The organism is Affinundibacterium seohonense (assembly GCF_014284305.1).
Classification (GTDB): Bacteria; Pseudomonadota; Gammaproteobacteria; order Burkholderiales; family Burkholderiaceae_D; genus Undibacterium; species Undibacterium seohonense.
The window spans coordinates 79,423-95,345 of the sequence record NZ_JACOFW010000001.1; the positions used below are offsets into that span (position 1 = coordinate 79,423).

Consider the following 15,923-nt stretch of genomic DNA (forward strand, 5'->3'; position numbering starts at 1 on the left):
GCATATTGCTGAAGTTGTTTTGTATAGGACTCGATAGGTGAGAAACACTTAAGTACCAAGCTGAGCGAAGAAAATACATGTAAATACTTTTCATTTACATGTATTTTTTGTCGTCTCGATTTTTTAGTTGATTAATTTTGAGAGAATGGTTTGCTCGACGTAGCTAGCTTCTATAGGTTTTTATGGGGTGATCGGGTAATATTTGCTTTTAAGCATTTGTTGCAAAATTAGCAGAAGTTTTTTTACAAACCCAAATGCGATTCCTTAATTCCTCTAAATAATAACAAAACAAAAAACATCCAATGACACAAACCTCCAACAACCTAGCCACCGAATCCTGGGCCATCGCTGATCTTCTGCGTGGCGACTTCAAACAAAGTCAGTATGGCCGCATCATTTTGCCGTTTTGCTTATTGCGCCGCTTAGAGTGCGTATTGGAAAGCAGTAAGGAAGCGGTACTTGCCGAGTACGAAAAGGTTCAGAAAATGAATCTGCCGGAAGAAGCGCAAGAGAAATTGTTATTGCGCGCCACTGGTGGTTTGAGTTTCTTCAATACCTCAAAGATGGATCTCTCCAAATTGGGCGAAAGCGGTATCAAGGCCAACTTAGAAAGCTATATCCAAAGCTTCTCCAGAGATGCACGTGAGATTTTTGAATACTTCAATTTCGCTGAATTTATCGGCCAATTGAACGATGCCAATTTGCTATACAAAGTCGTGCAAAAAATTCGCACTGTGGATTTAACGCCCAAAGCCGTTTCTAACCACGACATGGGCTTGGTGTTTGAAGAATTGATCCGTCGCTTCGCTGAAGGTTCGAACGAAACTGCGGGTGAACACTTCACCCCGCGTGACATCGTGCGTTTGACGACTTCGCTGGTGTTTATGGAAGACGACGAAGCGCTCACCAAGTCCGGAATTATTCGTACTATCTACGACCCTACCGCAGGTACGGGTGGCTTCTTGTCGGCGGGGATGGAATATGTGCATGAGCTCAACCCCAACGCCGTGATGCGCGCCTACGGTCAAGAATTGAATCCTGAAAGTTATGCCATCTGCAAAGCCGATATGCTGATCAAAGGCCAAGAAGTTGGTAATATCAAACTCGGCAATACACTCTCCAACGATCAGCTACACGCTACTAAGTTTGACTACATGCTCTCAAATCCACCATTCGGTGTGGATTGGAAGAAGATCGAGCAAGAAATCAGCGACGAACACAATCACAAAGGCTTTGACGGACGCTTCGGGGCGGGTTTGCCAAGGGTTTCCGATGGCTCTTTATTGTTCCTGCTGCATTTAATTAGTAAATTGCGCGATGCCAAAGATGGAGGTGGCCGTATCGGCATTATTTTGAATGGCTCCCCTTTGTTCACGGGCGGCGCAGGTTCGGGTGAATCAGAAATTCGCCGCTACATTTTGGAAGCCGATTTACTCGAAGCGATTGTCGCACTGCCGACCGATATGTTCTACAACACGGGCATCGCAACCTACGTTTGGGTGCTGTCGAATAAAAAAGCGCAAGAACGCAAAGGCCAAGTGCAGTTGATTAACGGCAGCAACCTCTGCGGCAAAATGCGTAAATCTTTGGGCAGCAAGCGCAATGAAATGAGTAGCGACGACATCGCCACTATCACTAAATGCTTCGGCAATTTTGAAGTGGTGGATGCACGTGAACTGGATAAGCCAGCAGAAGCAAAGAGCAATCGCGGTCGTCAAGCGGCTAATCCAAAATCAGAAACGGCTAAAACTTTCGCGGCTAAAATTTTCAAAACTCACGAATTCGGCTATCGCCGAATCACCATAGAACGCCCCTTGCGCCAGTCTTACCAATTCTCAGACGAGCGTATCGCCACATTGCGTTATGAATCGGGGGCATTGAACAGCATCACGCAATGGGCTTATGCCGAGTTCGCCAATTTACCTAACGCGATATGGAGCGATGCGCCTGACTGCGCTCGTTATGGCGATCTTAGCAGCCACGAAGACACAATCCGCCGTTACATCAAAATCCATTTTGCCGATCTCAAAGAAAAGCAAATCAAAGATCTGCTCGATCGCAGCACATGGACCAACGCCAAAGCCATCATGCTCAAAGCCAAAGCATTGCAAGCGCAGATCGGTAGTGCGCAATTTGATGACATGAATAGCTATGAAGATGCAGTCGCTAAAGCGGCCAAGGCCGCAGCAATCAGTCTCGACGCTAAAGACAAAAAAGCCATCGAGTCCGCAGTAAGCTGGAAAAACCCAGAAGCCCAAGCCGTCATCAAGAAAATCCATAAAACGAAACCAGACCCCATCTATGGTCTGTTTGAAGTAGATGGCAAAACCATCGAATACAAAGCCGACGGTGATTTACGCGATTTTGAAAACGTCGCTCTCGACCCAAGTCGTAGCGTGAATAAAGTCAACGAGGCTTACTTCAAAAAAGAAGTGCAAGCACACGTGCCAGACGCGTGGATCGATGCAAGCAAGAAGGATGACAAAGATCAACAAGTCGGCATCGTCGGTTACGATATTCCATTTAACCGCCATTTCTACCAATACCAACTACCACGCGATTTAGCCGAGATTGATGCCGATCTTGATGCTGTTAGTGCTGAAATCATGAAGCTGCTGCATGAGGTACATTCATGAAATTTATCGAATACGGCACCTATTCAGATTGTATATTTCCTTTGATTGATAAAATACCGAGCCACTGGGAAGAGCAAAAGATCAAGTTTCAGTTAAATGGTTGCATTGCTGGGGGAACTCCTGATAGTGATAGCGAAGTTTATTGGATAGAAAGTGGTAGGGGCACCCCATGGGTTGCTATAGCAGATATGACGAGATTCGATGTTATAACTGCGACTGAAAAGGATGTTACTGATCGCGGAATAGCCTCAAAAGGGTTGCAGTTGGTTCCGAAAGGGACTCTGCTGTATTCAATTTTCGCGTCATTGGGAAAAGTGGCTGAGGCAGGAGTTGATCTGGTTACTAACCAAGCCATACTCGCTTTAGTGCCAAAAGCGACGTTAAACAGAAAATACTTTAGTTACTGGTTGAAAAGCATTGAGCCCTATTTGATGTACTTCTGCACATCAAATACACAAAATAATCTGAATGCCGAGAAAGTAAGAAACCTGCCACTGTTCTTACCAAGCAATATTGAACAACAAAGAATCGCCAACTTCCTCGACCACGAAACCGCCAAGATCGATACCCAGATCGCGAAGCAGCAAGAGTTGATCAAGCTGCTGAAAGAAAAACGGCAGTCGGTGATTAGTCATGCCGTCACCAAAGGCCTCAACCCCAACGCCCCCATGCGCGAATCCGGGGTAGAGTGGCTGGGTGAAGTACCTGAGAATTGGATGGTTTCAAAATTCAAATACTTGGTTGTTGAAAGTTCGGCTGGACCTTATGGATCATCTTTAACAAAATCGATGTATACCCATGCCGGTGTGCGGGTTTACGGCCAACAGCAAGTAATACCGGATGATTTTACGATAGGTGATTATTATATTTCAGAGAGTAAATTTGAAACGATGCGGCGATATGAAGTTTTCCCTGAAGATGTTTTGATAAGTGTCATGGGAACAGTTGGGAAAGTTGCAGTCGTTCCATATGGCGTTGAAAGAGGAGTAATTAATCCACGATTAGTAAAATATAGAGTCAATAAAAACAAAATTTTGCCTTTGTTTATTAAAGCATCAATATTGAGCGAAGTATGCCAATCACAACTTCAATTTTCTGCCCAAGGCTCAACCATGGATGGGCTAAATATGCAGATACTCGGTGAATTGCCAATTGCGTTTCCCACGTTGAATGATCAGGAAAAAATCTTAGAGGAAGTTTCAAAAGTTCAGTTGAAATTCTCTTTGTCATTGGATAGGGCTCAAAGAGCTGTGGATTTATTATCTGAACGCCGCACAGCCCTAATCTCCGCCGCCGTCACCGGAAAAATCGACGTACGCGATTGGCAGCCGCCCAACGATGCAGCCATCGCCGCCTGATTCTGTTTAATTGATTGAAGCATCCTTCAGAGATTTGATTCATGAGCAAAGCCAACGAACTCACCTTTCAAAACGACATGATCGCCCAGCTACAAGCCAATGGTTGGATGCTCGGTAAAGCCGAGCACTACAATCGCGAATTGGCTTTGTATCCCGAAGACGTGATCGGTTTTGTCAAAGACACCCAAGACGAGCAATGGCAGAAATTTTGTGCTCTGTATCCGGTGCAGCCTGAGCAGAAGTTTTTGGAACGCTTGGCGCAACAGTTGAACAAGGCCGACCCCAATGCAGCGAATAAAGAAATGCGCACCTTTGGTACTTTGGGTGTCTTGCGACATGAATTGAAAGATCGTGGTACGCGTTTTTCGATGTGCCAGTTTGCGCCTGAGCATGATCTGAATCCTGATACCTTGGCGCGCTACAAGAAGAATCGTTTGCGGGTGGTGCCGGAAGTGACGTACAGCCCATGGGCGACGGCTGAGCATTTGGCGGAAACGGGCGTCAAATCCAAAGAATGGCGTATTGATTTGGTCTTGTTCGTGAATGGCATTCCGGTCGCAACCTTGGAGCTGAAATCGGAATTTAAACAAGCGGTACATAATGCAATGCGCCAGTACCGCACCACGCGTTTGCCGGTGGACCCGGTTACTAAAAAGCCAGAGCCTTTGTTGACGTTTAAGCGTGGCGCACTCGTGCATTTTGCGGTGAGTCAGTATGAAGTGTATATGACCACACGTTTAGAGGGCGAAAGCACCTTCTTCTTACCGTTTAACAAAGGCACGCTTGATGGTGGTGCGGGTAATGATGCTCCTGTCGATGTGAACCAATACGCGACTGATTATTTGTGGAATGAAGTTTTAGTGCCCGACAATCTGCTCAAGATTTTGGGGCGCTATGTGCATTTGCAGATTGAAGATAAAGAAGACTGGGAAGGGCGCAAGTACAAGAAAGAAAGCCTGATCTTTCCGCGTTATCATCAATGGGATGTGGTGAGTAAATTGTTGGCTGCTGCCAGAAGCGAAGGGCCAGGTCAAAAGTATTTGATACAACACAGCGCGGGTTCGGGTAAATCGAATTCGATCGCGTGGTCTGCGCATCAGCTTTCATCTTTGTATGATGCCAGTGGCAATAAGCTGTTTCATTCGGTGATTGTGGTCACCGACCGCACTGTGCTCGATGCGCAGTTGCAAGATACGATTGCGCAGTTTGAACAAACCGATGGCGTCGTTGGGCGTATCAATAACCAAGAAGGCGATGGTTCCAAATCAGAAAAACTTGCCAAAGCTTTGGAAGGCTCGCAGCCGATTATTATCGTCACCATACAAACCTTCCCGTTTGTGCTGCGTGCGATCGAAAATAGCGTCAGTCTGAAAGAGCGTAACTACGCCATCATCGCGGACGAGGCCCATTCTTCACAAACAGGTTCCACCGCTCGCCAGCTCAAAGAAGTATTGATGGTCGATGGTACTGCAAGTGATGAAGATGAACTCACCACGGATGATATTCTCGATGCAGCAGTTGCCTCGCGTCGCGCTTCACAAAATCTAACGTACCTTGCCTTCACCGCTACGCCAAAAACCAAAACGCTAGAACTGTTTGGCCGCCTACCTAAGCCTGATGAGCCAGCCTCTAAGACCAATAAGCCAGAAGCCTTCCACGTCTACAGCATGCGCCAAGCGATAGAAGAAGGCTTTATTTTGGATGTGTTGAAGAACTACACCAATTACAAAGTCGCTTATAACTTGGCGATGAAAATGAAAGACTTTGATCAAGAGGTTGAAAGCAAGAAAGCCAAGGTCAAACTGAATCAATGGGTGCGTCTGCATGATCACAATATCAGCCAAAAAGTGATGGTGATCGTCGAGCATTTCAAAACGCATGTGATGGGTTTGCTCGGTGGACAAGCGAAGGCGATGGTCGTGACAAGCTCACGCAAAGAAGCGGTGCGCTATAAACAGGCTTTCGACAAATACATCACCCAGCAAGGCTACCAAAAGATCCACGCGATGGTGGCGTTCTCGGGCGAGGTCGAATTCAGCGATAAAGATCCGAATTCGGATTTCTTAGTCGGCGCGAAATTCACCGAAACCAATATGAACCCTAATCTCAAAGGCCGCGACATGCGCAAAGCCTTTGATACCGACGATTACCAAGTGATGATCGTCGCGAATAAATTTCAAACAGGTTTTGACCAACCCAAGCTCTGCGCCATGTATGTGGACAAAAAGCTGGGTGGTGTTGAGTGCGTACAAACGCTGTCGCGCTTGAATCGCACTTATCCGGGCAAGGCAGAAACAGGCACTTTTGTACTCGACTTCTTCAACGAGCCACAAGAGATTTTAGACGCCTTTCAGCCGTACTTCCAAACGGCGGAGTTGGCTGATGTATCCAACCCGAATTTGATTTTTGATCTATACGACAAACTGCGCGCCGCCGATATTTTTACGTGGACTGAAGTAGAGCAATTCTGTGAAGCTTTCTTTGTGAAAAGCAAAAGCAACGCCGCGATTGCAAACATCTGCAAACCCGCAGTAGAGCGCTGGCAGAAGCGATACAAGCACGCAGTCGATGCTTACAAACAAGCCAAAGAAATGTTTGAACGCACCAAAAAATTTAATGACGCCGTGTTACTCGCCAACGCCGAAAACAGCTTCAAAGACTGCAAAAAGGCAAAAGACGCGCTAGAGATTTTCAAGAAAGACCTCGGCACCTTTGTACGCTTCTACGAATTCATGTCGCAGATCGTCGATTACAACGACAAAGACCTAGAAAAGCTTAGCCTATACGCGCGCAACCTACGCCCTATGCTGCGCGAAACTGTGATCGATGAAGATGACATCGATTTGTCGAGTATCGTTCTCAGTCACTACCGTGTATCGAAAATTCGCCAGCAGCATTTGGCGTTACAAGAGAACGCGGAAGAATACAAATTAGTCCCCGGAGATGAAGCAGGTACGGCAAAAGCCAAAGACAAACAAACTGAATTCCTTTCGCAAATCGTGCATCGCTTAAACGAGCTGTTCATCACGGATCAACTCACTGAAAAAGATATGGTCAATTACGCCTATACGATCAGCGACAAGGTTAGGGAAAACAATATCGTGATGCAGCAGATTGAAAACAACAGCGCAGAGCAAGCCATGCTGGGTGATTTCTCACGCGCAGTGGACGATGCCATCTTAGACAGCGGTGACGCGCATCAGAATCAGATGATGCAGTTATTGTCTGATCCTAAACGCGCGGCGGGGTTTGCTAAGGTGGTGTTTGATATTTTGACTGGGGTTTCGAATCGATAGCTTCTACTTTGAAATATATCTCTTTTTGGAAACTCATCATGGTACCTAATCGCATTGTCGACTACGTGGTCGTGCATGAGTTATGCCACCTCAAAAACAATGATCATTCACCTGCGTTTTTGAAGTCTTTTGAGCGGATTGTTCCGGACTATTTGGAATGCAAGGCTTAGAGAGTTTGGGGTTGGGTTTGAGATTTGAATTGAAAATCAATGAGTGTCAAATAATGGGAAATTTTGAATGAAAATCAGAAGACTAACAATCAAGAATTTTCGCGGTATTAAACAGTTAGATTGGAATTTACCTGTCGGAGATATTTTCTGTCTAATTGGTAAAGGTGATTCTTCTAAGTCAACTATTCTTGAAGCGATTAAGTACGTCTTCTTCCCCCAATGGAATTTGTCGCTGAACGACTCGGATTTTTATCAATGTAAAACCGATGCCCCCATTTTTATTGAAGTAACAATTGGTGCCCTGATTGAGGATTTTTGCTCACTGAATAAATATGGGCAATGGTTAAGGGGATGGAATGCTGCAACTGTGACCATTACCGATGAACCAGATGATCATCTTGAAAAGGTCTTGACCGTTCGCCTAACAATTGAAAAAGACCTGGAGCCAAAATGGATTGTTATTTGCGACCGAAACCCTGACGGTGTTCCTTTCAAGCAGGCAGACAGAACCAAAGTTAGTGTCAGCATGATCGGCGCATACAGTGAACGACAACTTTCATGGGCAACAGGGACGGCATTGGCCAAACTCACAGAAGCTCAAAGTTTGAATGAGCTTCTTGCTAATGCTTCCAGAACAGCTCGGACTTCTCTTGATGTTGATCGAGCAGTATCACTTAAGAATTTTGATGAAGCTGCAAAAAAAACTCAGGGGATAGCAAAGCTTCTGGGGGTTCCAGTTCTCGACACTTACAAATCTCACCTTGACCTTAATTCAATCAACCTCAAAATTGGTGGATTGGCACTCCATGATGGCGATATTCCTCTACGGCAGCTAGGCTTGGGATCACGGCGAATGCTTCTCTGTGGTATTCAGCAGGTAGGACTTGAAGAAGGCCATATCACTTTGTTCGATGAGGTGGAATTCGGGTTAGAACCCCATCGAATTGCTCGCCTCATCAAGCATGTGAGAGAGGATAAGGTTGGACAGTATTTCTTGACGACTCATTCCCCTATAGTCCTGAGGGAATTTACCGTCAAAGAACTCTATATCGTCCACAACAAGGGAGGTGCTGTCAGGATTATTTCGGCCTCAGACAAAGCCCTCGAAGAACACGAAGTTCAAGGGAAAATCCGATCCAGTACAGAAGCCTTCTTAGCCAAGAAAGTTGTGGTGTGTGAAGGTGCTACCGAAGTGGGTTTTTTGCGAGGGCTAGATGATCATCAGATGAGTAAAGGCAAAGATCCTTTCTCATTTCATGGGGTCGCACTTCTGAATGCTGCCAGTGGGAGCAAGGTAAAGAATATGGCAAAAGCACTGCATTCACTTTGTTATGAAGTTACCGTACTCGCTGATGCAGATGCTGATGATCAATTTTCCCAATCCGACATTGACGAACTAACCAAATTGGGAATTCCAGTTCAAGTCTGGAACGACAAACTTGCACTTGAAGAAAGAGCCATGATGGATTTGCCGTGGGCCAGCGTCTTGGTTAGTGTGAAGTTAGCACAAGATGAATTGGGTTTTCCTGCTTATGACCAAGTTCGTTCAAAGCTTGAAGAGGAGCTAGATAAGGATGTCGGAAAATGGAGTGAAAGTCCGAAGCTCAGAAAAGCCATTGGTAACGTGGCAAAAAAAGCAGGCTGGTTCAAAGACACAACTAGAGGCGATTTGTGGTTCAAGACAATCGCTCCAGCTTATGACGATGCTGGTTTCCTGAAAATGGATTTGGCTGCCAAACTGAACAAACTTTGGGCATGGGTGGAGCATGTCTGACAGTCTTCCCAATATACTTGCTGGTTGTTTGACGAAGGGCTACGTGATAGCCCCGGCAGGATTCGGGAAGACACACCTAATTGCTTTGGCGGTTAAGGAGGCGAACAGTCGACAACTTATTTTGACTCATACTTTTGCAGGTGTGAATTCCGTAAAAGCCAAAATGGTAGCGTTAAAAGTTCCTTCAGCCAATTACCAAGTCGACACGATTGCGAGTTGGGCTTTGCGTCTTTGCCTGGCATATCCAAAAACGTCTGGATGGAAGGTAGACAGCCCAAATGACAAGCAATGGCACTTGCTTTATAAAACATGCCAAGACTTGCTTTCTAAAGACTTTATTCGACATGTTGTTACATCCACCTACAAAGGTATTTACGTCGATGAATATCAGGACTGTTCCAATCTTCAGCATGGACTTGTATGTGTCTTGGCAGAGATACTGCCATGTCGGGTTTTGGGTGACCCGCTACAGGCTATTTTTGACTTCGCTGATAAACCCGTAGATTGGGCTGCCAGTATCTACCCTCATTTCAATTGTTTGGGGCAGCTTGAGACACCGTGGCGTTGGAACAAAGCAGGTGCCCCAGAACTTGGTGCTTGGTTGAATGCTGCACGAGCAACATTAGAAGCTGGAGATAAGATTGATTTATCCGGAGCATTGCCCAAAGGAATAATCAAATACTGCGTTAATGCCAATTTCCTCCCAACTAAACAGTATTCTGTGCTTTGTGGTTTATTAAATCTTGATGAAACCGTGATTGCATTACATGGCGGAGATCAGCAATCCAAAAACAAGACTCATCTTCTCGCCCGTACTTTGGCAGGAAAATTTTCTTCTATTGAAGAAGTCGAAGGAAAAGCACTGTTCACTTTCATTAGAAAATTGGAGGCGGCGAAGAATGCGACATCGAAATTTTTGGCAGCATTAGAATTTGCAAAAAAGTGCATTACAGGGGTTGGCGAGGTTCTTGTAGCGAAAACGAAAAGAGGAGAAATAGCCAAAGCCATTAAGTCGACAAAGCCAATATTGATTCCTATCATGAACTCAGCAAATCTTTTTCTCGTCGAACCATCAAGTAAAAATTTGAGAGATTTTCTTTATCTCATTATTAATCATTCTGATACACATGTTTATCGGCGAGACTTACTCAATCGATTCATCAATGTTTTGAAAATTCATATTGATGGTGAGGCATCGTCCCTTGTTGAATCCGCAGAAGTATTTCAGAGAAAATTCAGACACGCCGGTAGACCAATTAGGCATACCAAACTTATCGGTACGACCTTGCTCGTGAAAGGGCTTGAATACGATCATGCGGTATTGCTGGAAGCTGATAAATTGGATCAGAAAGAATTGTACGTTGCTATGACGAGAGGGGCAAAGTCACTAACCATAATCTGTACAAGTAATTTGATACCATGCAATTAGATGTCTTATTGGATTTTTTGTGGTTTTTTGAGTCAGACCTAGTGTCTGTCATTTGTTAGATGTCGTCAGACAAGTAAGTCCATGAGTATCTTTTCAGAGTGGTCCTTTAAGACAATTTCTAAGTTCATTTGTGCACGTGTCATTCCTACAAACAGCTTGCGCTTTTCTAAAGGGGTAAGTTCGGTAAAACTTACTTCACTTAGAATTACAGCTGGAGCGCTCTGTCCTTTGAAGCGATAGATTGAGTCGATACTTAGATGGCCCTCACTCCAAATTGGATCTCCATTTTTAGTATACTTACCCGTAAAACGGCGTACTTGATAGGGACCGATAGAATCTCTATTGAGTAAAGTGGATTTACTCCTGCCTCGGCCAGTTAGAATGACGATGTCTTCTATCCTAAAGCCTCTCGCGATCGTTTGTGTGACTGCAGCTTCGGTTTTTTGAAGTAACTCTTCTTCGGTTTTGTATGCGTAAAAATTTGGGATGGTGCCAAGATAAGGGCTCTTGCTTTGAATTGGGGCAGAAGAGAGTCCAAACGCATTGATCACTCTACAGATTTCTTTAGGACTTCGAAAATTATCGTTACAGGTAATTTGAACGGTGTCTTCTAAGTCAAACTTTGCTGTCTCATATAGACGTTGGTCGTCGTCCTCCATCACGTACAACTGTCCTTCATCTTCGAGGAGCATGCTTAGGCTGGAAAGCCAATTTGGGTTAAAGTCTTGAGCTTCATCGATGATTAGTATGTCGTAGCGAGCGGTAAAATTTTCACTGTCTGCAATATAGGTGAGGGTGACTTTGTCGAAAATTTCCGCGTCGTTGAAATCAGGTTCTTCGTGATGTCGACGATAGTGTTCGACACACAGTTCATGGAAATTGATGATCATTGCACGAGTTGGCCCAATGCTGCGCAAATGATCCGCTAATGGTCGGTTGTAACAAACATACGCCACTGATAGATTTTTTTCTAAAGAATCGGTCATTAGCTTCAGTGCCAACTGCGTTTTTCCTGAGCCGGCTGTTGCCTGAATACGGGTATTGCTAAGTGAAGAACGAATCCGAGGAACCCAGGTGGCGAGCCCATCTGACAAAAGTCTGACTGTGTCTTGAAGCTGGCCTTTGAGAACAGCGAGATCGGTACTGACCTTGAATTCATTTCGTAGGAAATGACGTAAAACAGATAAATCCTTGCAACCATAACCCGTGGCTAAGAACTCGCGAACACACCTGCCGATATTGTCATATGTGCGTGCGTCAATAATTCTATCGTTGGGAATTGACACGATATGCGATTCAAAGATCGAATAGTCTGGCATGACGAGGCAGGAGTTGACGGTAGTGACGATGCCAGCATGCATTAAACGATTGCGCATCGCTGCATATTGAATGCGGCATTGCTTACTAACATTATGGTCTCCGTTTGGATAGTGTTTGTAGAAGCTGCCATCACGTAAAGTCACTGGGCCAGCCTTTATCTCGACTAAAAGAATCTTTCCTACCGGATCAAGTACGACGACATCAATTTCGCCGAATTGATCATGCTCATCCTCTACGGTATGAAATTCAACGCTATGGTAAATCTCATATTCCTCGGGTAATGATTGGGCGAGCCGTTCTATCACTTCGATTTCTCGAAAGAGTCCACCGTTGTGTTTTTTGATTGGAAGTCTGCTTGGATAAACGAGTGCCATAAATGGTTTAATTGATGTGTTTGAGATGTGGACATGAGCAAGTAAAACGTGTGCGCGTAATTTACGCTCTCTTGAATGTAAATTCAATCTTGAGCGAGAACTTTTGAATCGGTGAACACTCAAAGTGCTTCAAAAAATGAAGTAGGACTATCATCAATAACTAACAACATGCGACACAAAATGTCGCGCTGCTGTTTTATATTTATTTGGGCGTTCAAGTTACCTAATTTTTGAGTAAATTTTACGCGTAAAAAAATAAGGGGTGAACCACTCTTTACATGTAAAGAGTGCGAAAATTTTTCTTGGCTCGATCTATTAAAATAGATTTTCAAAAAGCTGCTAGAACCCCTAGCCAAAGTTGTTCTGTGTGCCATATGATGACCACCTGTTTTATTGTCGCGTGAACGAAGAGTGCATCTAGTGATGTGCTAACTTTTAGGAGAATGGATGTCCGATGCATTAAAGCGCCACTTCGATATTTTGAAGATGCTGTCAAAAGATAGAGCGCTTAAGACAATTGATGTGCACCAAAAATTAGAAGTACTTGGACACGATATATCCAAGAGGTCAGTCGAGAGAGACTTGCAAAGGTTGTCTTTGACTTATCCTATCGTCACAGATGAGAAAGATAATGCTTTGTGGTGGCGATATGCGCAAGGTGTCGCGATCAATCTCTTTCCAGGTTTGAGTGAAGCTGAAGCAGTCAGCTTTATCATGCTTAAACAGTTTGCTCAGCAGCTGCTGCCAGAGAGCCTAGCACAAGATTTAGAGCCGTATTTTCAGGAAGCCAAACGTACGCTTTCAACTGGCATCTCGAAAAGCGCGATACGTTCATGGCCAGATAAGATTCGCACCGTTCCAGCAAATCAACCGCTCTTGAAACCGCATGTCTCAAATAAAGTACAAAAGGAGGTGCATGCTGCACTACTGCGTGATCAGCAGCTTCGAGTGCATTACCAAGCGCAGGGCAAGCCAGAGCCGAGAGAATACGTCATTAACCTATTGGGCTTAGTTGAACACGGCGCGGCTCAATACTTAGTCGCCAATTTTGAAGGGCACGATTCTGCACGCATTCTCGCGCTGCATCGTATTCATGCTGCTCACATGCTACCAACCAAAACTATCAAGCTCAAAGACTTCGATCTAGATGCATACATCGCTTCAGACGCATTCGGCTTTAGTAGCAATGCACCAGAAATTGAAGTTGTATTGCGATTCTATGATGGCGCAGGATTTCATTTGAAAGAGACTCCGCTATCACGAGATCAACGTGTACACGAGATTGATGAGCAGACTTTGGAAGTGACTGCAACGGTTCGTGATAATCGACGGTTTCGATGGTGGTTGTTGGGGTTTGGCGCAGGTGTTGAACTTATACAGCCGGATAAAGTTAGATCTGAATTGCTTGAGATATTTTCAAAAAATGTTACTACCTATTCCTCATAACTTTTTGAGAAACATGGAACGCAGCCGACCGAGAAAATGTGACTAGATGGAGGAAGCTTCAATGTTGCGATCTAAGGAATAGTACATTCAAATACTAACAATCATCATTACAACTAAACTCAAATAGATCAAACATGGCGATTACTCCACTTCCGACAAATTATTCATGCCCCACTTGTGGTTGGAAAAAAACTTTCTCACCGAGAAGTGATGCACTCATAGAAAGTTATCCCACCTATTGCCCAGTCTGCAATGAGAAAAACATCAGGATTCAAAACGGATCACATGCTATAGCAGGCTTTCAAGCAATCGTTAATGACATCAAAAAATTTTTTAGCTGAACAAAGCTTCATTTTACTCACCTACGGATATCCATCATGCTATCAACTCAAACCAAACTTATTAACTATATAAAATCGGTTCAGCAAGAGATCAAAGCGAGTGCTACGGAAATTGCACATCCAAGTATTGACAAAATTTGTGCTGATGTCAGCTCTCAAACTGAAACACAAATTGAGGTGATTTCCGAAACGAAATTATTGGTTCCAGTCATCGGTGCATTTAGTGCAGGCAAATCCTCGTTGCTTAATGCGTTTATGGAACGATCACATCTACCCGTTGCCATTACTCCTGAAACTGCATTAGCAACTGAACTCCATTACTCAAAAGAAGAGGTCATAGAGGCATGCGGCATTGATAATCGCATCCACAAATTTCAGTTGCAAGAATTCGCGCAGATCACAGCACGTGCCCAAGAGTTCCAATACCTTCGTGCATATATCAACAGCCCATCTTTGCAATCTATTCAACCGCTAATTCTGGTTGATATGCCAGGATTTGACTCTCCATTAGATGCACACAATCAGGCCATCAATTTCTTTCTAAGTCGTGGTACGCATTTTGTATTCTTAACTAGTGTCGAGGAAGGCGGATTGCACCGACATGCCTTACGTCAAATGCGTGAAATATTAGATTTAAGCCGCCGATTTAGCGTCTGTTTAAGCAAATCTGATCTCAAACCAGAAAGCCAAGTCAACGAAATTGTGGCGCATATTGAGGACCAAATTACGAACGAATTTGGTAGTAACTTTGGCGTCATTACGCTGAATCAGTATAACGCTCAGCAGCAATTATCTAAGTTAGTTGAGGATATTGACCCTGAATTCGTCACGGCGAACCTACACATACCGCATCTAAAGAAGGCTTACTACGAAACAAATGCAGCACTTGTGGCTATTGCCAATTCTTTAGGTAAAAGCAAACAAGAGATTAATGAAAAACTCGAAGCAATCAAAAACGATTTGAATAACCTAGAGGATGAGCGTAAGCGACAACTACAAGAAATCTCTGGGCCAGATGCTAATGACCTAGCTTTGCCAGTGATGAATGCCTTGAAAGCCGCGTTGCAAAATTCGACTAGTGAACTAGTTGAAGCCGCAATGAGAAACCCGCGAGACTTAGAATTGGAATTAAACGAATTAGTACGCAGCACAATGAATCGCGAGGTACTTTTGGCAACTGAAGCCTTTTCCACAAATACAGTCCAACGTTTTGAAAAATTTGCACAAGATCATTTAAAAGTCGACTTTCAAATACCCACTGATGTTATTCAGATCGGCCTTGATGCTATCAAATCGCCTCTACTTGGCGCCATCGCCAAACAACTAGGAGGAAAAGCATCGAAAAAAATGGCGACAGTAGCGATGAGAACAATTGGTGTTGGCGTAAGCATTGCAAATCCGATAGTAGGAATTGTGACTGCCCTTTTACCTGATTTAGTTGAATCTTTATTTGGAACGATTAAGACAAACCGTCAACGTGAAGCAATAAAGATGTCGTTGCAATCGGATCTATTTGCTCAAGTCATAAGTCAAATGAAAATTAAGGTCACTGAGCACATGTCACAAGTCGCTCAAAGTGTAGTCGAAACCATTTCACATGAATTTAGCCAACGTCTTGAAAATGAACGATCCATCTATGAACTACAAGAAAACCAACATCAAGAAGAACTTGCAGTTTTAGAAGCTAAAACTCAACGAATTAAAAAGACTAACGTCAATCTTCTAAAGTTGGCTTCCGGCGTGATTATCGACTCTGCAATTTGATGACCAACAACGACC

General features: G+C 44.2%; 9 protein-coding genes. 8 read left to right on the forward strand and 1 reads right to left on the reverse strand.

The window, feature by feature from the left end; genetic code table 11:
• Window positions 1-302: 302 nt before the first annotated feature.
• The 6 genes from H8K52_RS00355 (at window position 303) to H8K52_RS00380 (ending at window position 10,663) form a co-directional block, all read left to right on the forward strand.
• Window positions 303-2,636 (forward strand): type I restriction-modification system subunit M, encoded by a 2,334-nt coding sequence (locus H8K52_RS00355; protein ID WP_186920532.1) that lies wholly within the window; start codon window positions 303-305, stop codon window positions 2,634-2,636.
• Window positions 2,633-3,994: a restriction endonuclease subunit S gene (locus tag H8K52_RS00360; RefSeq protein ID WP_186920533.1), complete on the forward strand. Its 1,362-nt coding sequence runs from the start codon at window positions 2,633-2,635 to the stop codon at window positions 3,992-3,994. Before H8K52_RS00355 ends, H8K52_RS00360 begins: the two co-directional genes overlap by 4 nt.
• A 41-nt stretch (window positions 3,995-4,035) precedes the next feature.
• Complete coding sequence (locus H8K52_RS00365; RefSeq protein ID WP_186920534.1) at window positions 4,036-7,290, forward strand: type I restriction endonuclease subunit R; 3,255 nt, start codon at window positions 4,036-4,038, stop codon at window positions 7,288-7,290.
• Between the two features lie 8 nt (window positions 7,291-7,298).
• Window positions 7,299-7,460, forward strand: coding sequence for a M48 metallopeptidase family protein (locus H8K52_RS21920; RefSeq protein WP_425507515.1), 162 nt, complete (start codon window positions 7,299-7,301; stop codon window positions 7,458-7,460).
• A 67-nt stretch (window positions 7,461-7,527) separates the two neighbouring features.
• Complete coding sequence (locus tag H8K52_RS00375) at window positions 7,528-9,234, forward strand: ATP-dependent nuclease (RefSeq protein WP_186920536.1); 1,707 nt, start codon at window positions 7,528-7,530, stop codon at window positions 9,232-9,234.
• Window positions 9,227-10,663, forward strand: a complete 1,437-nt coding sequence (locus H8K52_RS00380) for a UvrD-helicase domain-containing protein (protein WP_186920537.1) — start codon at window positions 9,227-9,229, stop codon at window positions 10,661-10,663. The genes H8K52_RS00375 and H8K52_RS00380 overlap by 8 nt, the downstream gene beginning before the upstream one ends.
• 65 nt (window positions 10,664-10,728) lie before the next feature.
• Here H8K52_RS00380 and H8K52_RS00385 read toward each other — a convergent pair whose 3' ends face one another.
• Window positions 10,729-12,357: an ATP-binding domain-containing protein gene (locus tag H8K52_RS00385; protein ID WP_186920538.1), complete on the reverse strand. Its 1,629-nt coding sequence runs from the start codon at window positions 12,355-12,357 to the stop codon at window positions 10,729-10,731.
• A gap of 447 nt (window positions 12,358-12,804) precedes the next feature.
• Between H8K52_RS00385 and H8K52_RS00390 the strand changes: the two genes are divergently transcribed.
• Window positions 12,805-13,803, forward strand: a complete 999-nt coding sequence (locus H8K52_RS00390; RefSeq protein ID WP_186920539.1) for a helix-turn-helix transcriptional regulator — start codon at window positions 12,805-12,807, stop codon at window positions 13,801-13,803.
• A 377-nt stretch (window positions 13,804-14,180) separates the two neighbouring features.
• Window positions 14,181-15,908, forward strand: a complete 1,728-nt coding sequence (locus tag H8K52_RS00395; protein WP_186920540.1) for a dynamin family protein — start codon at window positions 14,181-14,183, stop codon at window positions 15,906-15,908.
• The last annotated feature ends 15 nt before the right edge of the window (window positions 15,909-15,923 follow it).